A 19060-nucleotide genomic window follows, 5' to 3' on the forward strand; every position below is an offset into this window, starting at 1 on the left:
CACGGCGCACGGAATCAGCCGGGCTGGCGAGCACTCAGGCGGGTGACGAACTCGACCACGGTACCGACCGTGGCGAAGGAGTTGCCATCGACCTCGTCGTCCGGCACCTCGATGCCGAAACGCGCCTCGATCTCCTGGATGACGGCGATCACCGCCATCGAATCGAGCTCGGGCAGATCTCCCAGCAAGGGCGTGTCTGCGGCGAATGCGAGCGCGCGACCGTCCAGGCTCAGCACCTCGTCCAGCAGCGACAGCACTTCCTTCAGAATCTGTTCGGACATCACTTCTCCATGACGGAAGCGGGTCACGACGCGCATCCACGCCGCCCGCCCCGCAAAACGCGCGCATTATACTTGCCAGCCCGTTCCTGTCTGCACCGATAAGCGAAGCCGATGCACGCCAAACACCTGCTCCACCACCTCGTCGAGTCCGCGGCCGCACGCGATCCCGCACGCATCGCCGTGGTTGCCGGCGACCGGCAGCTGCGCTACCAGGAGCTCGAGGCCGCGCTCCACGCTTTCGCCGGCGGCCTGGCCGGGCTGGGCCTCGCCCGCGCCGAGCGCGTCGGGATCTATCTCGACAAGCGCCCCGAGTTCGTCGCCGCCGCCTTCGGCACCAGCGCCGCGGGCGGCGTCTTCGTGCCGATCAACCCCGTGCTCAAGGCCGCGCAGGTCGGCCACATCCTGCGCGACTGCGCGGTCCGCGTCCTCGTCACCACCGCAGAACGCCTCGCCGCGCTCGGCGACGCGCTCGACCACTGCCACGATCTGCGCCACGTGGTGCTGGTGGGCGCAGACGGCGCGACCACCCGTTCCGTCGCCGTGCATTCCTGGCAGGCCCTGCTCGCCGCCCCGGCACGCGCCGGGCATCGCGTCATCGACGCCGACATGGCGGCGATCCTGTACACCTCGGGCAGCACCGGGCGACCGAAGGGCGTGGTGTTGTCCCACCGCAACATGATGGCGGGGGCGCGCAGCGTGGCGCACTACCTCGGCAACCACCCCGACGACACCCTGCTCGCCGCCCTGCCGCTGTCCTTCGACGCCGGGCTGTCGCAGCTCACCACCGCCTTCCAGGCCGGCGCCCGCGTCGTGCTGCTCAACTGGCTGCTGCCGCGCGACGTGCTCAAGGCGATCGAGCGCGAACGCGTGAGCGGGCTGACCGCGGTGCCGCCGCTGTGGATCCAGCTCGCGCAATTGCCCTGGTCCGCGGATACCGACGAGCACCTGCGCTACATCGCCAACACCGGCGGGCGCATGCCGGGCGAGGTCCTCGCCCGCCTGCGCGCGCAGCTCCCGAAGACCCGCCCCTTCCTGATGTACGGCCTCACCGAGGCCTTCCGCGCGACCTACCTGCCGCCCGAGGAGCTCGACCGCCGCCCCGACTCGATCGGCAAGGCCATCCCCGACGCCGAGGTGCTGGTGCTGCGCGAGGACGGCAGCGAATGCGCGCCCAACGAGCCGGGCGAGCTCGTGCAGCGCGGCGCCTTGGTGGCGATGGGCTACTGGAACGACCCCGAGCGCAGCGCCGAGCGCTTCCGCCCGCTGCCCGCCGCCGCCCCCGGCCGCGAACCCGGCCTGGTGCTGCCCGAGATCGCGGTGTTCTCCGGCGACACGGTGCGCCGCGACGAGGACGGCTACCTCTACTTCATCGGCCGTCGCGACGAGATGATCAAGACCTCGGGCTACCGCGTCAGCCCCACCGAGATCGAGGAGATCCTCTACGCCACCGGCCTGGTCGGCGAATGCGCGGCCTTCGGCGTCGCACACGCGAGCCTCGGCCAGAGCATCGTCGCGGTCGTCACCCCGCCCGCCGGCGCCACGCTCGACACTGCCGCACTGCTGGCGGAGTGCCGCAGCCGCATGCCGGCCTACATGGTGCCGGCGCGCTTCGAGCCGCGCAGCGGCGCGCTGCCGCGCAACGCCAACGGCAAGATCGACCGCAAGGCGCTCGCCGACGCCCTCGCCGCCGGAGAGCCCGCATGAACGCCCCCGCCCGCAGCCTGCCCACGCACGCGCCGCAGACCGTGTTCGCGATCGCCGACGGCGAACTCCAGATCGCTGGCCAGCCACTCTCCCGGCTCGCCGCGCGTGTCGGGCGGACGCCCTTCTACGCCTACGATCGCGGCGCGATCGCACGCCGGGTGGCCGAGCTGCGCGCGGCACTGCCGCCCGCCATCGAGCTGCACTACGCGATGAAGGCCAACCCGATGCCGGCGCTGGTGGGCCACCTGGCGCGCCTGGTCGACGGCATCGACGTCGCCTCCGCCGGCGAGCTGCAGGTCGCGCTCGACGCCGGCGCCGACCCCCAGCACGTCAGCTTCGCCGGTCCCGGCAAGCGCGACACCGAGCTGCGCCAGGCGGTGGCCGCCGGCATCCTGGTCAATGTGGAATCCTTCCGCGAGATCGCGCCGCTGGCCGAGGCCGCGGCCGCGCTCGGCGTGCCGGCGCGGGTCGCAGTACGGGTGAATCCGGACTTCGAGCTCAAGTCCTCGGGCATGAAGATGGGCGGCGGCCCCAAGCCCTTCGGCGTGGACGCCGAGCAGGTACCCGGCTTGCTCGCCGAGATCAGCCGCGCCGGGCTCGCCTTCGAGGGCTTCCACCTCTTCGCCGGCTCGCAGAACCTCAAGGCCGAGGCCATCGTCGAGGCCCAGCGCAAGAGCTTCGAACTCGCCCTGCGCCTGGCCGCGCACGCCCCCGCCCCGGTGCGCACGCTGAACCTCGGCGGCGGCTTCGGCATCCCGTACTTCCCCGGCGAACAGGCGCTCGACCTGACGCCGATCGCCGCCGGCCTCGCCGACATCGTCGCCGAGGCCGCACAAGCCCTGCCCGAGGCCAGGATCGTGCTGGAACTCGGCCGCTACCTGGTCGGCGAGGCCGGCGTGTATGTGTGCCGGATCACCGACATCAAGGTCTCGCGCGGCCACACCTATCTCGTCACCGACGGCGGCCTGCACCACCACTTGTCGGCGAGCGGCAACTTCGGCCAGGTGATCCGCAAGAACTACCCGGTTGCGATCGGCAATCGCATGGACGCTCCACCTGCCGGCGAGCCGGCATCGGTGGTCGGCCCGCTCTGCACTCCGCTCGACGTGATCGCCGATCGAATGCCGCTACCGGCCGCGCAGATCGGCGACCTCGTCGTGGTGTTCCAGTCCGGCGCCTATGGCGCGAGCGCGAGCCCGCAGGCCTTCCTCGGCCACCCGCAAGTGGTCGAGATCCTCGCCTGAGGGCCACAAGGCGTTCAGCGCTGGCCGGCCGCCACGCCCCTGTTCGTCCGCGGCTGCTCCGTGTTCGTGCTCCGACCCTGGAAGACCATGGTCGTGGCGCCCCCCGCGACACAACCGTTTCCCGAGTCGTCCTGCAGGCTCGCGACCTCGCTGCCACCCTTGCAGATGCTGTAGGCACCGAGGCCGTTGCCGTGAACGGTGTGGGAAAAAGGCCCGGAGGAGCCGCTCGCATCGAGGTAGGAATACTCCACGGCATCCCCGACGATCCTCCAGTTGCCGACGTCCTTGCTCGGGTCCACGCTGTCCCTCAAGCCGCGCTTGAAATCACGCAAGGTGCCGGACGCCAGATGCAGCTCCTGATATTTCCAGCCCCACTCCGGACGCTCATCCGCCGCACATGCGTAGCGACCGGGCAACAGGAGGGCCAGCTGGTCCCCGGTCACCTGCGTATCACCACATCCGGCGAACGCGACACCCGGCGCCGCGACACCCGACAGCAGAACCAGACCGGCAAAAAGGAAAGAAGGCTTCATGTTCGCACCCGGCGCAATCGAAACGATGGAGGAAGCGGCGGGCAGACAGAACCGGACCACCGCGGGCTTTGATTAAACATAGCAGCTCGGCGCACACCGTACGACAATCGGGGCTCGCTCCCGCAGGAAATATTTCTCCGATGCACGATTCCTACGGCCCCCCCGCGGCGCAAGCACCTCGCAGCTACCTCCCGATCGCCCTGCTGTGGGCGCTTTTCATCGCCTACGGCAGCCTGGTGCCCCTCGAGTTCCGCCCTCGCGCCGACGCCTGGCAGGCATTCATGGACACGCCCTGGCTGTCGCTCGGGGTCGGTTCGCGCGCCGACTGGGTGGCGAACGTGCTGCTTTACCTGGTGCTGGCCTGGTTCGCTACCGGGGCGGTGTGGACCAGCCGCCTCTCCGCCTGGGTGCGCACGCCGCTGCTCGTCGGCGTGCTCGGCACCATCCTCGCCCTCGCGGTGGGAATCGAATACCTGCAGCTGTTCTTCCCGCCGCGAACGGTGTCGCGCAACGACCTGCTCGCAGAGGCGCTCGGCACCGGCATCGGCACGCTGCTCTGGTTCGCGGCCGGCCCTCGCCTCGCGGCGATGTGGCGGCGTTTCATCGACGGCGGCACGCACAGCCTGCGCGCCGTGCTGGGTCTGTACGCACTGGGCTACCTCGGGCTCGCGCTGTTTCCCTACGACTTCCTGGTGAGCATGGACGAGCTCGCCGCCAAGCTCGCCCGCCCCGACAGCCTCGGGTGGTTGCCCGGCCTGTCCTGCGGACCCGCATTCGCCTGCGGCATCAAGCTGCTGGTCGAGGCCGTCCTGATGATTCCCTTCGGCATCCTGCTCGCGCTCGGTGTGCGCGACCACGCCGCGCGGCGCCTCCCGGGGATGGCGGCCGGTCTCGCCGCGGGCGCCCTCGCCGGCGTGGCGATCGAGGCGGTGCAGGTGGTGCTCGCGTCCGGAACGACACAGGGCATCTCGGTGCTCACCCGCGCGCTCGGCACCCTGTGGGGACTCGTACTCGCGCGTAGCGGAATACGGCGCTGGCTGGAGTACTCGCCACAACGCCTGCTGCGCGCGGCGCTGTGGCTCTCGTCCGTCTGGCTCGCCCTGGTGCTGGCGACGAACGGCTTGCTGCCGCTGCGGCTCCAGGCCTCCTGGGCTGCGCTGGAAAAACTCGAGACGCTGCGCTTCCTGCCCTTCTACTACCACTACTACAGCACCGAGACGGCCGCCGTGCGCAGCCTGCTCTTCGTGGCGGGAAGCTTCGCACCGGTGGGGGTGGTCGCCGCCCTCGCCTTTCCGCACCATCGCTTCGGCGCCAGCCTGCTCGCGCTGCTGGTCGCCGCCCTCGTCGCGGCGGCGGTCGAGCTGCTCAAGCTGTTCACCGAGGGCAAGCATCCCGACCCCACCAACCTGTTGATCGCGGTCGCGGCCGCCTGGCTCGCGCACCGCCTCGTCGCGCACCTGCTGCCGATCCTGCACCACCACGGCACGCGCACGACACCCCCGACGTCCGCTGCGCAGCCCCGGCGCAGAGTCGCGACGCTGCTCGCCGTGGGTGTGGCGCCGGCGGCGCTGCTGCTCGCCACGGTGCTGCTCGGCCTGCCGCTGGCCGAGCCGCCCGCCGTGGGGGCGTCCGCGCCCACGTACCCGCCTCCTTCGGCCCTGCCACCGGCCGACATCGCCGGCTTTCGCACCGCCCACCCCCGCCTGCCCCACCCCTCCCCCGCCGACCTCGCGGCGCTGCGCGCCGGCAACCCCGCCTACCTGCAGCAGACGGCGAGCGCGGCGCGCAGCAACCCGAACGCCCTCTTCGCGATCACGCTGGCGGCCTTCGTCCAGCCCGGCAGCGTCGATCTCGCCCCGCTGCACGCGCGCCTGGTGGCGAGTCGCTTCAGCGACCGCGGCAGCGGCCAGGTCGAACCGCTCGCGCTCGCCTACGACTGGCTGCACGACCAATGGAGCGCGCAGGAACGCGAGAGCCTGCGCGAGCGCCTCGCCGAGGGCTGCGACTTCCTGATCGAGGTGATCCGCAAGGAACAGCTCTCGCCCTACAACGCCTTCCTCTACAACACCCCGCTGCAAGGCCTGATGGCGTGCAGCATCGCGCTGTACGGCGACCATCCGCGCGGCGAGGCCTTCATGCGCTTCACCCACGAGCTGTGGAAGAAGCGTGTGCTGCCGGTCTGGCGCCAGGTCTTCGGGCGCCACGGCGGCTGGCACGAAGGCGGCGAATACGTGGCGGTGGGCATCGGCCAGGCCATCCATACCCTGCCCGCGCTGTGGCGCACCGCCACCGGAGAGGACCTGTTCGCCAGCGAAGCGGGGATCCGCGGCTTCCTCGACTTCCTCGTCTATCGCACCCGCCCCGATCGCACCCATATGCGCTGGGGCGACGGCGCCTGGTTCGACCGCCATCCGCGCGACGCCGCGGCGCTCGCCCTCGAGTACCGCCACGCCGCCGCCTACACGCTGGCACCGCCCAACGCGGCGCGCGCGCGCGACGGCCGTCGGGTCGGCCCGGTGCCCACCGGGTGGCCATGGGGACCGCTGTCGGACGACGGCCTGATCGACCCCGCCGCGCAGACCCGCATGCCGCTCGCGCGCCTGTTCGACGGCATCGGCCTGCTCGTGGCGCGCAGCCACTGGTCGGAGGACGCCACCTGGCTCAGTTTCAAGGCCGGCGACAACTTCTGGTCGCACAGCCACCTCGACCAGGGCGCGTTCACGATCTTCAAGGGGGGGCCGCTGGCGATCGACAGCGGCTGGTACGGTCCCGCCTACGGGTCGAATCACCACATGAACTACACCTACCAGAGCATCGCCCACAACCTGGTCACGGTGACCGACCCCGCCGACGAGCAGCCCGGCCCCGGCTTCGACGCCGCCAACCCGCGCCACTACCCCAACGACGGCGGCCAGCGCCGCATCGGCTCGGGCTGGGGCGTGGATGCGGCGCCGCTCGACGTCGCACAATGGCAGGAGCGCAGCGAGACCTACCACACCGGCCGCATCGCGGCCCACCTCGACGACGACGACCTGGTCGTCGCCGTGGCCGACGTCGGCGCCGCCTACACCAACCGCAACTCCGGACGCGGCAGCTTCGCCGACCGCACCCGCCGCGTCGAGCGCATGTGGCGGGTGCTGGGCTATGACCGGATCAACGATGCGGTGGTGGTGTTCGACGACGTCGTCGCCAGCCGTGCCGGCTTCGCCAAGCGTTGGCTGCTGCATGCGGTGGAGCCGCCGCTCGTGCGCGGGGACCGCTTCGACCTGTTCATCCCGGGCGACACCCGCCCGGGGCGGCGGGGCGGCAGCCTGCACGGCTACGTCCTCCTGCCGCGCGACGCGGTGCTCGACACCGTAGGCGGCCCCGGCTTCGAGTTCTTCGTGGACGGGCGCAACCACGACGAGGACGGGAAGGTGCAGGCGGCGATCGCGAAGCTCGGCCACGGCCGCGCCGAGCCGGGCGCCTGGCGCATCGAGCTGCGGCCGCGCGCCGCGGCCGTCGAAGACCGCTTCCTCGTCGTGATGCTGCCCACGCTCGCCGGCGACCAGCCCCAGGCCCGCGTGCGCCTGCTCGAAGCCGGCGCGGAGGTGGGTGCGGAGATCGCCGGGCCGCGGCGCACCACACGCTGGTGGTTCGTGCCCGGACGCCTGGGCGCGCGCGTGGAGGTGCTCGAGAACGGTCGCACGCGCAGCCGCGAGATCGTGCCCGGCGGATCCCCCGCCGGAAACATCACGGATTGAAGGATTCGCCGACCTGGCCGACAATGCCCCACGCACCGCGGCGGGCTGCACAGGGCCCGCCGACCGCCGCAAACCCGCTTGCAGCCGTCCCGGCGACGGTCGCGACCCGCACCCTGGACGCCCCCACATGAGCACACCGCCCACTCCCGACGCCGAAGAGATCCGCCACGCACTGCGCCAGGTCATGGATCCGGAGGTCGGCATGAACATCGTCGACCTCGGGCTGATCTACCGCATCGACTGCGCACCCGGCGAGCTCTACATCGAGATGACGATGACCACGCCGGCCTGCCCGCTCTCCGACATGATCCTCGACAACATCGACGCGGTGCTCGACCCCCTGTTGCCACCCGAGGTGGACATCCGCGTCGAGCTGGTGTGGGATCCGCCCTGGTCCCCGGCGATGATGGAAGAGGGCGCACGCGCGCACTTCGGCTGGAACGGATGAGCACCCTGCCCCCGCTCGCCCGTGTCCCCCTGCTGGTGCTCGGGCTGCTGTCGCTGCTCACCGGCGTTTTCGCCGGCCTCGCCCGCCTGGGCGTGGAGGTGCCGGCGCTTGCCGCCGTGCATGCGGGCAATCACGCGGCGCTGATGATCTGCGCCTTCTTCGGCACCGTGATCAGCCTCGAGCGCGCGGTCGCGCTCGGCGGCCTGTGGCCCTACGCCGGGCCGGCCGCCGCCGGGACGGGTGGCGTGCTGCTGCTCGCGGGTGGTCCGCTGGTCGCCGCGCAGCTCCTTTTCCTGCTTGCCGCGGCGACCCTGTTCGGTGGCGGCGTGGTGGTGGTGCGCCGGCAGCTGGCGCTATTCACCGTGATGCTCGCGGTGGGCGCGGCATGCTGGCTGCTGGGCAGCCTGGTGTGGTGGAACACCGGCAACGTGCACGCGGCGGTGCCGCTGTGGCTCGCCTTCCTGGTGCTGACGATCGCGGGCGAACGCCTCGAGCTCACCCGCTTCCTGCCCGCACGCCCGGCCGCGGCGCCGAGCTTTGTCGCGGTCAGCGCGCTGATCCTCGCCGGCGCCGTGCTCGCGGCATGGGAAGAAGACCTCGGCCACGGCCTCTTCGCCGCCGGCGTGCTCGCGATGGCGGCCTGGCTGCTGACGTTCGACATCGCCCGCCACAACGCCCGCCAGCAGGGGCTGACCCGCTTCATCGCGGTCTGCCTGCTGTCGGGCTATGTCTGGCTGGCCTTCGGTGCGCTCGCCGCGCTCGGCGGCGGGCTCGCGCCCGCGCATCCACTGCACGACATCACCATGCACGCGATCGCGCTCGGCTTCGTGTTCTCGATGGTGTTCGGTCACGCCGCGATCATCTTCCCGGCGGTGCTGAAGGTGAAGATCCCCTACCACCCGGCCTTCTACATGCCGCTCGCGCTGCTGCACGCCTCGCTCGCGCTGCGCGTGGCGGGCAGCCTGCTCGAGCTTCCCGCGTTGCGCAGTTGGGGCGGGATCGCGAATGCGCTGACCCTCGCGGTCTTCATCGCCACCATGGTCGTCAGCGTGATCCGCGGCGGACGCCCGCCGGCACGCCGGCGCCGGAACCCCGTCCCCGGCACACCGGTCCGATCCGCTGTCAAACCTTCCGGGAACCCCGCACCATGAACCGCACCCTCCGCTCCCCCCTCTTCCGCAAGCTCGGTCGCTGCCTGTCCGCGCTCGCCTGCGGCGCCGCGCTTGGCCTCGCCGCGCCCGCCCTCGCCAGCCCCGACGAAGTCGTGATGTACAAGGATCCCAACTGCGGCTGCTGCGGCAAATGGGCCGAGCACATGCGCAGTGCCGGCTTCCCCGTGAAGGAGGTCGCCAGCCCGCGCATGGATCTCGTCAAGCAGGAAGCCGGCGTGCCCGAGGCCCTGGGCTCCTGCCACACCGCGAAGGTCGGCGGCTATGTGGTCGAGGGCCACGTGCCGGCGGCCGACGTGCGCCGCATGCTGGCGGAGAAGCCGGCGATCCGCGGCCTCTCCGCACCCGGCATGCCACTCGGCTCGCCCGGCATGGAAGGTCCCTACCCGGCCGAACGCTACGACGTGGTGAGCTTCGACGCGCAGGGGCGGAGCGCAGTGTTCTCGAAGCACTAGGCAGGCGGCCGCGCCGCGCGCCGCTCTTCGCGACGCACGAAGGCGAGCTTGGCCTCGCGGGCGCGCAGCTGCCCGCAGCCGCCGTCCACGTCCTGCCCGGCGGACTGCCTCAGCTTGGTGAGGATGCCGGCGCGGTGCAGGCGGCGGGCGATCTCCGCCGCACTCTCCGCCGCCGGACGACGGTAGTCGAGGCCGTCGACGCGGTTGAACGGGATCATGTTCATCACCGCGTACTTGCCGGCGAGCAGGCGCACGATGCCCTCGAGCTCGTCCTCGCCGTCATTCACGCCCTCGATCAGCGTCCATTGGTACTGGATCGGATAGCCGCTCGCGCGCGCCCAGGCCTCGCCGAGCTCGACCAGCTCGGCCGGGTCGATGCGCGGGGCGCGCGGCAGCAGCGCGGCGCGCAGCGCGGCGCGCGTGCTGTGCAGCGAGAGCGCCAGCGCCGGCTTGACCCGCATCTGCGGCAGACGCTCGAAGACGCGGAGGTCGCCCACGGTCGACAGCACCAGGTTCTTGTGCGGCAGCGCGCCCTCGGTGCCGAGCAGCTCGATCGCCTCGATCACCGCATCGAGGTTGTGCGCGGGCTCGCCCATGCCCATGAACACCACCTTGTGCACCCGGCGCAGGCGGCGCGCGAGTGCGACCTGGGCGACGATTTCGCCGCTGTCGAGCTGGCGCAGCAGGCCGTCCTTGCCGGTCATGCAGAACACGCAGCCCACCGCGCAGCCGACCTGGGTGGACACGCACAGGCCGTCGCGCGGCAGCAGCACGCTCTCCACCGCCTGAGCGTCGGCGAGCTCGACCAGCAGGCGGGTGCCATCCTCGCCGGGGTGCTCGGAGCGCACGCGGGCCAGCGCTCCGAGCTCCGCTTCGAGCTCGGGCAGCGCGGCCTGCAAGGCCTTGGGCAGGCGGTTGGATTCGGTGCGCGGACCGGCGTCGAGGGCGTGTCCCTGCAGCCAGGCGCGCAGCAGGCGGGCCTCGTGGCTGGGGCGGGCGCCGAGCGCGCGCAGGCGCAGGCGGAGCTGTTCGATTTCCATGGCGCGCGATGCTAGCACCCGAAAAGGGCGAGAGCATCCGCGATCGACACCGGTCCGGCTGCCCGCCTGCCATGCCCGGCCCTATAATCGCCCGCATCCGACACGAGGAATGCCGCATGACCGCACTACGCTTCGAAGGCGCCCAGGACTACGTCGCCACCCCCGACCTGATGCTCGCGGTCAACGCCGCGATCCGCCTGCAGCGCCCGCTGCTGATCAAAGGCGAGCCCGGCACCGGCAAGACCATGCTCGCCGAGCAGGTCGCCGCCGCGCTCGGACTGCCGCTGCTGCAGTGGCACATCAAGTCGACCACCAAGGCGCAGCAGGGCCTCTACGAGTACGACGCGGTCTCCCGCCTGCGCGACTCGCAGCTCGGCGACGACCGCGTCAAGGACATCGCCAACTACATCGTCAAGGGCGTGCTGTGGCAGGCCTTCGAGGCCGAGCAGCCGACCGTGGTGCTGATCGACGAGATCGACAAGGCCGACATCGAATTCCCCAACGACCTGCTGCGCGAGCTCGACCGCATGGAGTTCCATGTCTACGAGACCCGCCAGACCATCCAGGCGCGCCATCGCCCACTCGTCTTCATCACCTCGAACAACGAGAAGGAGCTGCCCGACGCCTTCCTGCGGCGCTGCTTCTTCCACTACATCCGCTTCCCCGACCGCGACACGATGCAGCGCATCGTCGATGTCCACTTCCCGGGGCTGAAGAAGGCGCTGCTGACCGAGGCGATGGAGGTCTTCTTCGGCCTGCGCGACATCCCCGGCCTCAAGAAGAAGCCGTCCACCTCCGAGCTGATCGACTGGCTCAAGCTGCTGGTGGCCGAGGACATCCCGCCCGAGGCGCTGCGCAGCGCCGACGGCAAGGCGGCGATCCCGCCGCTGCACGGCGCCCTGCTCAAGAACGAGCAGGACGTGCACCTCTTCGAGCGCCTGGTCTTCATGGCCCGCCACAACCGCTGATCCGGCGCACGCATCCATGCTCCGCGCCCTGCTCGGCCGGCTCTTCGGCCGCAAGCGCCCCGCCCCCTCCGTCGCAGCGGGCGAGGCGGAGGGTTTCCGCCGCCTCCAGCGCGCGGCGCCGCTGCGCGCCGAGGGGGCCCCCGCGAGCCCCGTCGAGGCCGGCGCCACCTTCCTGTGCCGCGAAGCGGTGCTCGGGCGCAACCAGCGCATCACCGGCTACCAGTTCATGCTGCAGGCGGGCACGCGCGCGCACATCCGCCACAGCAGCCGCAACATCCACCACGTCTTCGCCGAAGTGCTGGTGCGCAGCCTGGTCGACGCGGACATCGGCGAGCTGCTCGGCGAACGCCTGGCCTTCATCGACCTGCCCGATTCCTTCCTGTCCCACCCCAGCCTCGCCGCCCTCCCGGCGCGCAACATGGTGATCGTGCCGACCGTGCTCCCCGATGCCGGCGCTCCCGAGCCCGCCGCGCTGCGCGCCGCCGTGACCGCGCTGCGCGCGCGCGGCATGCGCATCGGCCTGATCGATCCGACCGTGGTCGGCGAGCTCGCCCACCTGCTGCCGCAGGCCGAGTTCATCGTCGCCCAGGCCGAGGGCCTCGACGCCCGCCGCGGCCTCAAGCTCGGCAACATCGCCCTCGAGGTGGCGCACGACGCGCGCCTGGTGGTGCGCGGCCTGCCCTCGCTCGACGACTTCCGCTTCTGCTGCAAGCTCGGCGCCAGCCTCTTCCAGGGCCCCTTCATCACCAGCCGCGAGGACTGGAGCGCGCGCGACCCCGGCCCCAACACCGCACGCATCGGCGCCCTGATCGCCCGCCTGCGCGCAGATGCCGACACCCGCGAGCTCGCCGACCTGCTCAAGCAGGACGCCGCGTTGTCGCTGCGCCTGCTGCGCTACATCAACTCCGCGGCGAACGCGCTGCCGCAGCCGGTGTCCTCGATCGAACATGCGCTCGCGCTGCTCGGCCGCGAGCGCCTGCAGCGCTGGCTGATCCTGCTCGCGTGCACCGCGGACAAGGCGGGAGAACGCGGCGGCGCGGTGCTGGAGACCGCGCTGGTACGCGGGCGCATGATGGAGCTGCTGGGTGCCGGCCGCCCTGCGGCCGAGTCCGACGCGCTCTTCCTGGTCGGCCTGCTGTCGCTGATCGACGTGATCCTGCAGGTGCCGCTCGACAAGGCGCTCGCCCCGCTCGCGCTGGGAGCGGAGGTCGAAGCCTCGGTACGTGGCGACCATGGCCCCTACCAGGCCCTGCTCGCGCTCACGGTGGCGTGCGAGCGTGGAGAGGCCGGAGAGGGTGCGGCGGGCGACGCGCTCCGCGCCGCCGCCGCGGCCTGCGGCATCGCCCCCGAGCAGGCCTCCGAATGCCACCTGCAGGCCCTGTCCTGGGCGATGCAGATCCAGGACTGACCGCGCACGAAGGGAAGACCCCATGCTCATCGATTTCTTCCTGCACCTCAAGGCACGCAAGCTGCCGGTGTCCACACGCGAGTTCCTCACCGTGCTCGAGGGCTTGCGCGACCACGTCTGCGGGCCCTCGCTCGACGACTTCTACTACTACGCGCGGCTGTGCCTGGTGAAGGACGAGTCGCTCTACGACCGCTTCGACCAGGCCTTCGGCGAATACTTCAAGGGCGTCACCGCCCTGCCCGGCCTGGAGGCCGACCTGCCCGAGGACTGGCTGCGCGCGATGGTGAAGAAGCACCTCTCGCCCGAGGAGCGCGCCAAGCTCGAGAAGCTCGGCTGGGACAAGCTGATGGAGGAGTTCCGCAAGCGCCTGCAGGAACAGAAGGGACGCCACCAGGGCGGCAGCAAGTGGATCGGCACCGGCGGCAGCTCGCCCTTCGGCAACAACGGCACCCACCCCGAGGGCATCCGCGTGGGTGGCGAGTCCGCCGGCAACCGCACGGCGGTCAAGGTGTGGGACAAGCGCGAGTTCCGCAACCTCGACGATTCGGTCGAGCTCGGCACGCGCAACATCAAGGTCGCGCTGCGTCGCCTGCGCCGCTTCGCCCGCCAGGGCGCGGCCGAGGAGCTCGACCTCGACGGCACCATCGCCGCCACCGCGCGCAACGCCGGCTGGCTCGACCTGATGATGCGCCCCGAACGCCACAACGCGGTCAAGGTGCTGCTCTTCCTCGACGTCGGCGGCTCGATGGACGACCACGTCAAGGTCTGCGAGGAGCTCTTCTCCGCCTGCCGGCTCGAGTTCAAGCACCTCGAGTACTTCTACTTCCACAACTGCGTGTACGAGGGCGTTTGGCGCGACAACCGCCGCCGCCACGCCGAGCGTACGCCGCTCCTCGACGTGATCCACAAGTACGGCTCGGACTACAAGCTCATCTTCGTCGGCGATGCCACCATGAGCCCCTACGAGATCCTGCATCCGCACGGCTCGGTCGAGCACATGAACGCCGAGGCCGGCGCCACCTGGCTGCGCCGCCTCCTCGACGCCTACCCGGCCGCGGCCTGGCTCAACCCCGAGCCGGAGCGCCTGTGGCCCTACCGCCAGTCGATCGGCATCCTCGGCCAGATCATGGGCGAGCGCATGTACCCGATGACCTTGGACGGCCTGGCGCGCGCGATGCAGGCCCTGTCCCGCCGCCACTGATCGAGGCATCGCACCCCCGCTCCAGCCGTCATGGAAGAGACCGAACTCCCCTGCCCGTTCTGCAACGCCCACAGCACCCGGCCAATCGCGCTCCCCGACGGGCTCTGGAGCGCGTGCTGCGCCGACTGCGGCGCACGCGGCCCGATCGCGCCCGACGCCCGCACGGCGCTGGCGCGCTGGGAACAGGCGACGCGCGACGGCGAGCTGCTGCGCACGGTGATCGACGAGTCGCCCGACATCATCCTGCTCAAGGACTGGGATGGCCGCTTCCTGCTCGGCAACGCCGCGCTCGCACGCCTGTACGACACCACGCCGGAGCAACTCGTCGGCAAGGACGACGGCGCCTTCAACCCGAACCGCGAGCAGGTGGATTTCTACCTGGAGAACGTGCGCGCCGTGATGCGCGGTGGTCGCACGCAGATCGTCGAGGAGAGCTCCACCAATGCCGAGACCGGCGAGGTGCATTACTTCCACTCGATCAAGAAGCCGCTGCGCGGTCCCGCGGGCGAGCCGCGCATCCTCGTGATCGCGCACGACATCACCGACCTTCGACGTGCATACCGCGTCATCGAGGAGCGCGAGCGCAGCTACGCCTATGCCATGGAGGCTGCCGGCGAAGGCATCTGGGACTGGGACATCGATGCCGGCACGGTCACCCACAACCGGCGCTGGTGCGAGCTGCTCGGTTACGCCGCCGACACCCTGGTGCACCCGATCGCCGCATTCGCGGACAGGCTGCACCCGGACGATCGCGACGAGGTGATGGGCCTGCTCGACCGGGCCCTCGCCGGCGTGGGCAGCTACGAGCACGAGCACCGCATGCGTCGCCCCGACGGCAGCGTGCTGTGGGTCCTCGACCGCGGGCGTGTCGTCGAGCGCGCACCCGACGGCCGCCCGCTGCGCATGGCGGGCACGGTCACCGACGTCAGCCCGAGAAAACACAACGAGTTCGTGCTCGCGCTCGCGACCGACGCGCTCGCGCACGCCAACGCCGAGCTCGAGCGCAAGGTGGCCGAACGGACCGCCGATCTCGCCCGCGCCAACGAAGAGCTCGCCCGCCTCGCCCGCCGCGACGCGCTCACCGGACTGCCCAACCGACTCGCCGTCGACGAACGCCTGCACGAGGAGTCGCGCCGGCAGCCGGGACCGTGCGGCACCGGCTGCGCTGTGCTGATGATCGACATCGACTCGTTCAAGCCGATCAACGACACCTACGGCCACGCCACCGGCGACGCGGTGCTGGCCCTCGTCGCCGGCCTGCTCGCCGCCACGGTGCGCGAGGCTGACTTCGTGTCGCGCTACGGCGGCGAGGAGTTCCTGGTACTGCTGCCCGATACCGCCCTCGAGGGCGCGCGCACCGTCGCCGAGAAGCTGCGCACCGTCGTCGCCGAGACGGCGCATCCCGTGGCCGGGAGGATCACCATCTCGATCGGCCTGGCGATGGCCGCACCCGGCACCGGCGAGCTGGCGACCGTGGTCGCGCAGGCCGACGCCGCGCTCTACGAGGCCAAGCGCAGCGGTCGCAACCGGCTGGTGATCGCGCCCCCGCCGACCGCCGTCTGAGCCCCGTACGGCCGCGCGGCGACAAAAAAATGGCGGCCTCGCGGGCCGCCGAATCTGCTGTCCGCACGGAGGCGGTCACTTCATCTGAAGTACGGTCGAGGCGGACCGCCCCGGGCGGACCGCCGTTCATTCGGTGAAGGGAAGCGGCTGCATGCCGAAGCCTTCGTCGAGATTCTTGATCTGGCGCAGCAGCTTCTCAAGCTCGCTCTGCAGGCTGGCGAGGCCCTCGTCGTCCATCAGCCGCAAGGCCTCGGGCAGCACACCCCGCGCCGGCGAAGGCGCCCTCGACAGCAGCGCGAGCCCGTCGTCGGTGAGGTGGAGGCGCACCACGCGCTGGTCGGCGCTCGTGCGCTCCTTGCGGATCAGCCCCGAGGTCTCGAGCCGGTCCACCATGTTCGAGGTGGTGGACTGGTGAAGCGCCATCCGGTTCGCGAGCTCGCCCACGCGCAGGCCGGGCGCCTCGCGCAGCTCCTGCAGCGCCCACAGCTGGGCGCCGGTGACGCCGCTCTGGCGCTCGATCCACTGGGAGTGGCGCTGCGCGGTGCGGATCAGGATCCGGAAACGCTGCAGGACCGACAAGGGGGTCGCCTGAGCCGCCGGCTTCTTCACTTTCTGTTGCGTTTCCGCCATTCGAGTCTCGCTGGAACTATATTTCCACAAACAATGATTGTCAAAAAAACATCACTCCGCTCACGCTTGCGTATGGTAGCGGTATCGTTCGTTCTTCGCATGTGCAGCATTGCAGAAAGGCCTCTGGAAATGCTGCTGTCGTCCACTCCGCCGGGAAGGAATCCCGCATGGCAGCACAGCCACCGATGAGCCCCGAGCGGAACCCCGCTGCTCCTGCACAAGCCGACGGCGCGCGCCCCGCTGCGCCGCCTCCCGAGCCGCCCGGATCAGCGGTCGCGCCCCGCACCGCCGCACGCGGGCGCCCATTCGCCCGCCTGCTGCGCGGCGGGCGCCGCTATGCCCTGCCCTGGCTGTCGCTGCGGCGCTGGCGGGTGCGCCTGCTGCTGGTGGGCGCGGCCTTGCTCGCCGGACTGGTCGCGATCGCCTTCGCGATCGGCGCCGAGCTGGCGATCGCCGCCCACGCCGGGCTGATCCGCGAGCGCCCCTGGCTCACCCTGCTGATCGCGCCCGCCGGCTTCGCCGCGCTGGCGTGGATCTCGCGCCGCTTCTTCCCCGGTACCGAGGGCAGCGGCATCCCGCAGGCGATCGCGGCGTCGATGTCGGATGACGGCCGCGTGCGCCGCCAGCTGCTGTCGCTGCGCATCGCGCTGGCCAAGGTCTTCCTGACCCTGGGCGGGCTGCTCAGCGGCGCCTCGGTGGGTCGCGAGGGCCCTTCGGTGCAGATCGGCGCCTCGGTGCTGCACCTGCTCGCCAGCCGCAAGCGCCACCGCCGCATCGCCTCCAGCCGCGACCTCATCGTCGCCGGCAGCGGCGCCGGCATCGCCGCGGCCTTCAACACCCCGCTCGGCGGCATCATGTTCGCGATCGAGGAGATGTGCCGCTACCGTGCCTTCCAGGCCAACAGCACCACGCTCACCGCGGTGATCTTCGCCGGCCTGATGTCGCTCGCCGTGCTGGGCAACTACACCTACTTCGGCCGCACCCTGGCGAGCCTGGGCTGGCCCGACGGGATCTGGCCGGTGCTCGCCTGCGGGGTGGCCGGCGGCCTGCTCGGCGGCATCTTCACGCGCGTGCTGGTGGCGTCCGCACGCGGCCTGCCCGGCCGCCTCGGCAGGATCGCCGAGGGCCAGCCGGTCGCCTTCGCGGCGATGTGCGGCCTGCTCACCGCGTTGATCGGACTGGCTAGCGGCGGCGTCACCTACGGCACGGGCTATGCGGAATCCAAGGCCGCGCTCGAGGGCAGCGCGGCCTTGCCGGCGGCCTTCACGCTGATGAAGCTGGCGGTGATCTGGCTGGTCTTCGCGTCCAAGATCCCCGGCGGCATCTTCGCCCCCGCGCTCGCGGTGGGCGCCGGCCTGGGCGCCGACCTCGCCCTGCTGCTGCCGGGCGAGCAGGACGCGGCGATCCTGGTGCTGGGCATGGTGGCCTTCCTCGCGGCGATGACGCAGACGCCGATCACCTCCTTCGTGATCGTCATGGAGATGACCGCCAACCACCAGATGCTGCTGCCGCTGATGGCCACCGCGGTGGTGGCCCACGGCGTGGCGCGCTCGGTGGCGCCGGTACCGCTCTACCACGCGCTCTCCCACCCCTGGCTGCGGCGCGCCGAGAAGCGGGCGCACGAAAAACGCCCGCGCCCTGCGCACCCCCCGGTGGGTGCGCAGGGCGCGGGCGCCGCGAAGCCGGCTGTGGAACCGCCGTCCTCAGCGGATGCCGGCGCGCCGGATCAGCGCCTGTAGCTCGCCGACGATGCCGCGGCGGAACAGCAGCACGCAGACCACGAAGATCGTGCCCATGATCACCGTGACCCAGGAGCCCACGCTGTCGGCGAGCTCGGTCTGCAGCGACACGATGGTGGCGGCGCCGACCAGCGGGCCGAGCACGGTGCCGAGGCCGCCGAGCAGCGTCATCAGCACCACCTCGCCCGACATGTGCCAATGCACGTCGGTGAGCGAGGCGAGCTGGAACACCAGGGTCTTGGTCGCCCCCGCCATGCCGGCGAGCGCGGCCGAGAGCACGAAGGCGAGCAGCTTGAACTTGGCCACGTCGTAGCCGAGCGACATCGCGCGCGGCTCGTTCTCGCGGATCGCCTTGAGGATCTGCCCGAAGGGCGAATGGATCGCACGGTAGATGATGAAGAAGCCGATGCAGAACACCGCGAACACGAGGTAGTACATCGCGAGGTTGTTCGACAGGTCGATGACACCGAACAGATGTCCGCGCGGTACGCCCTGCAAGCCGTCCTCGCCACCGGTCGCCTTCCACTGCAGCACGACGAAATACACCATCTGCGACAGCGCCAGCGTGATCATCGCGAAGTAGATCCCGGTACGGCGGATCGCCAGCACGCCGAAGACCCAGCCGAGCGCGCCGGCGGCGAGCGTGCCGCCGAGGATGCCGAGCTCGGGCGTCACCCCCAGGTCGCGCACCAGCATGCCGCACACGTAACCGGCGCTGCCGAGGAAGGCGGCATGGCCGAAGGAGAGCAGCCCGGCGAAGCCGAGCAGCAGGTTGAACGCGCACGCGAACAGCCCGAAGCACAGGACCTTCATCAGAAAGGTGGGATACACCGCGAACGGCGCCACCAGCCCGATCAGGAACAGCGCGCCGAACAGGATCGGCATGGCGCGGGCGAACATCGAATTGGGGTTGTTCATCAGTCTGATTCCTTTG

General features: G+C 71.1%; 16 protein-coding genes. 11 read left to right on the plus strand and 5 right to left on the minus strand.

Annotated elements, in window-relative coordinates; all coding sequences use genetic code 11:
• Positions 1-14: 14 nt before the first annotated feature.
• Positions 15-281, minus strand: a complete 267-nt coding sequence (locus PO78_RS07145; protein WP_004320151.1) for an acyl carrier protein — start codon at positions 279-281, stop codon at positions 15-17.
• 111 nt (positions 282-392) lie between these two features.
• On the opposite strand from PO78_RS07145, the gene PO78_RS07150 reads away from it, so the two are divergent.
• Entirely contained in the window at positions 393-1985 is a 1593-nt protein-coding gene (locus tag PO78_RS07150; RefSeq protein WP_043742896.1) for an acyl-CoA ligase (AMP-forming), exosortase A system-associated, read from the plus strand.
• A complete protein-coding gene (locus tag PO78_RS07155; protein WP_043742898.1) occupies positions 1982-3229 on the plus strand; it encodes a pyridoxal-dependent decarboxylase, exosortase A system-associated in 1248 nt (415 codons plus the stop codon). The genes PO78_RS07150 and PO78_RS07155 overlap by 4 nt, the downstream gene beginning before the upstream one ends.
• A gap of 14 nt (positions 3230-3243) precedes the next feature.
• On the opposite strand, the gene PO78_RS07160 is transcribed toward PO78_RS07155, so the two are convergent.
• Positions 3244-3762: a hypothetical protein gene (locus PO78_RS07160; RefSeq protein WP_004320158.1), complete on the minus strand. Its 519-nt coding sequence runs from the start codon at positions 3760-3762 to the stop codon at positions 3244-3246.
• Positions 3763-3902: 140 nt separating this feature from the next.
• Here PO78_RS07160 and PO78_RS07165 point away from each other — a divergent pair, with 140 nt between their 5' ends.
• The 4 genes from PO78_RS07165 (at position 3903) to PO78_RS07180 (ending at position 9577) form a co-directional block, all read left to right on the plus strand.
• Positions 3903-7505: a VanZ family protein gene (locus PO78_RS07165; RefSeq protein ID WP_043742900.1), complete on the plus strand. Its 3603-nt coding sequence runs from the start codon at positions 3903-3905 to the stop codon at positions 7503-7505.
• A gap of 127 nt (positions 7506-7632) precedes the next feature.
• Positions 7633-7953: a metal-sulfur cluster assembly factor gene (locus PO78_RS07170; RefSeq protein ID WP_004321484.1), complete on the plus strand. Its 321-nt coding sequence runs from the start codon at positions 7633-7635 to the stop codon at positions 7951-7953.
• Positions 7950-9104 carry a hypothetical protein gene (locus tag PO78_RS07175; RefSeq protein WP_004321487.1) on the plus strand — a complete coding sequence of 385 codons (1155 nt, stop codon included), beginning with the start codon at positions 7950-7952 and terminating at the stop codon, positions 9102-9104. The genes PO78_RS07170 and PO78_RS07175 overlap by 4 nt, the downstream gene beginning before the upstream one ends.
• On the plus strand, positions 9101-9577 hold the full coding sequence (locus tag PO78_RS07180) for a DUF411 domain-containing protein (RefSeq protein ID WP_043742902.1): 477 nt from the start codon (positions 9101-9103) through the stop codon (positions 9575-9577). Before PO78_RS07175 ends, PO78_RS07180 begins: the two co-directional genes overlap by 4 nt.
• Here the strand turns inward: PO78_RS07180 and PO78_RS07185 are convergent.
• Positions 9574-10617, minus strand: coding sequence for an RNA methyltransferase (locus PO78_RS07185; protein WP_004321489.1), 1044 nt, complete (start codon positions 10615-10617; stop codon positions 9574-9576). The two genes, PO78_RS07180 and PO78_RS07185, sit on opposite strands and share 4 nt — an antisense overlap.
• Positions 10618-10733: 116 nt before the next feature.
• Here PO78_RS07185 and PO78_RS07190 point away from each other — a divergent pair, with 116 nt between their 5' ends.
• Genes PO78_RS07190 through PO78_RS07205 form a run of 4 tightly spaced genes read left to right on the plus strand, consistent with a single transcriptional unit; the run spans position 10734 to position 15757 of the window.
• The gene (locus PO78_RS07190; protein WP_004321490.1) at positions 10734-11585 is read left to right on the plus strand and encodes an AAA family ATPase; all 852 of its coding nucleotides are present in this window, start codon (positions 10734-10736) and stop codon (positions 11583-11585) included.
• A gap of 16 nt (positions 11586-11601) precedes the next feature.
• Positions 11602-12993, plus strand: a complete 1392-nt coding sequence (locus PO78_RS07195; protein ID WP_004321492.1) for an EAL and HDOD domain-containing protein — start codon at positions 11602-11604, stop codon at positions 12991-12993.
• Between the two features lie 22 nt (positions 12994-13015).
• Positions 13016-14194: a vWA domain-containing protein gene (locus tag PO78_RS07200; protein WP_004321494.1), complete on the plus strand. Its 1179-nt coding sequence runs from the start codon at positions 13016-13018 to the stop codon at positions 14192-14194.
• Between the two features lie 30 nt (positions 14195-14224).
• Positions 14225-15757 (plus strand): diguanylate cyclase, encoded by a 1533-nt coding sequence (locus tag PO78_RS07205; RefSeq protein ID WP_004321496.1) that lies wholly within the window; start codon positions 14225-14227, stop codon positions 15755-15757.
• A 126-nt stretch (positions 15758-15883) separates the two neighbouring features.
• Here PO78_RS07205 and PO78_RS07210 read toward each other — a convergent pair whose 3' ends face one another.
• Entirely contained in the window at positions 15884-16387 is a 504-nt protein-coding gene (locus PO78_RS07210) for a MarR family winged helix-turn-helix transcriptional regulator (RefSeq protein WP_004321497.1), read from the minus strand.
• A 167-nt stretch (positions 16388-16554) separates the two neighbouring features.
• Here PO78_RS07210 and PO78_RS07215 point away from each other — a divergent pair, with 167 nt between their 5' ends.
• Positions 16555-18126 (plus strand): chloride channel protein, encoded by a 1572-nt coding sequence (locus PO78_RS07215; RefSeq protein ID WP_043742904.1) that lies wholly within the window; start codon positions 16555-16557, stop codon positions 18124-18126.
• On the opposite strand, the gene PO78_RS07220 is transcribed toward PO78_RS07215, so the two are convergent.
• Positions 18091-19044: a branched-chain amino acid ABC transporter permease gene (locus tag PO78_RS07220; RefSeq protein WP_004321383.1), complete on the minus strand. Its 954-nt coding sequence runs from the start codon at positions 19042-19044 to the stop codon at positions 18091-18093. The genes PO78_RS07215 and PO78_RS07220 overlap by 36 nt on opposite strands.
• Between the last annotated feature and the right edge of the window lie 16 nt (positions 19045-19060).

Source organism: Thauera sp. SWB20 (assembly GCF_000831325.1).
In the GTDB taxonomy this organism is placed as follows: Bacteria; Pseudomonadota; Gammaproteobacteria; order Burkholderiales; family Rhodocyclaceae; genus Thauera; species Thauera aminoaromatica.

Excerpts from the sequence above, each read along its gene's own strand:
- PO78_RS07165 (WP_043742900.1), top strand. The coding sequence starts at position 3,903 with ATGCACGATTCCTACGGCCCCCCCGCGGCGCAAGCACCTCGCAGCTAC.
- PO78_RS07185 (WP_004321489.1), bottom strand. The coding sequence starts at position 10,617 with ATGGAAATCGAACAGCTCCGCCTGCGCCTGCGCGCGCTCGGCGCCCGC.
- PO78_RS07220 (WP_004321383.1), bottom strand. The coding sequence starts at position 19,044 with ATGAACAACCCCAATTCGATGTTCGCCCGCGCCATGCCGATCCTGTTC.
- PO78_RS07190 (WP_004321490.1), top strand. The coding sequence starts at position 10,734 with ATGACCGCACTACGCTTCGAAGGCGCCCAGGACTACGTCGCCACCCCC.
- PO78_RS07155 (WP_043742898.1), top strand. The coding sequence starts at position 1,982 with ATGAACGCCCCCGCCCGCAGCCTGCCCACGCACGCGCCGCAGACCGTG.
- PO78_RS07145 (WP_004320151.1), bottom strand. The coding sequence starts at position 281 with ATGTCCGAACAGATTCTGAAGGAAGTGCTGTCGCTGCTGGACGAGGTG.
- PO78_RS07195 (WP_004321492.1), top strand. The coding sequence starts at position 11,602 with ATGCTCCGCGCCCTGCTCGGCCGGCTCTTCGGCCGCAAGCGCCCCGCC.
- PO78_RS07175 (WP_004321487.1), top strand. The coding sequence starts at position 7,950 with ATGAGCACCCTGCCCCCGCTCGCCCGTGTCCCCCTGCTGGTGCTCGGG.
- PO78_RS07180 (WP_043742902.1), top strand. The coding sequence starts at position 9,101 with ATGAACCGCACCCTCCGCTCCCCCCTCTTCCGCAAGCTCGGTCGCTGC.
- PO78_RS07205 (WP_004321496.1), top strand. The coding sequence starts at position 14,225 with ATGGAAGAGACCGAACTCCCCTGCCCGTTCTGCAACGCCCACAGCACC.
- PO78_RS07160 (WP_004320158.1), bottom strand. The coding sequence starts at position 3,762 with ATGAAGCCTTCTTTCCTTTTTGCCGGTCTGGTTCTGCTGTCGGGTGTC.
- PO78_RS07170 (WP_004321484.1), top strand. The coding sequence starts at position 7,633 with ATGAGCACACCGCCCACTCCCGACGCCGAAGAGATCCGCCACGCACTG.
- PO78_RS07215 (WP_043742904.1), top strand. The coding sequence starts at position 16,555 with ATGGCAGCACAGCCACCGATGAGCCCCGAGCGGAACCCCGCTGCTCCT.
- PO78_RS07200 (WP_004321494.1), top strand. The coding sequence starts at position 13,016 with ATGCTCATCGATTTCTTCCTGCACCTCAAGGCACGCAAGCTGCCGGTG.
- PO78_RS07210 (WP_004321497.1), bottom strand. The coding sequence starts at position 16,387 with ATGGCGGAAACGCAACAGAAAGTGAAGAAGCCGGCGGCTCAGGCGACC.
- PO78_RS07150 (WP_043742896.1), top strand. The coding sequence starts at position 393 with ATGCACGCCAAACACCTGCTCCACCACCTCGTCGAGTCCGCGGCCGCA.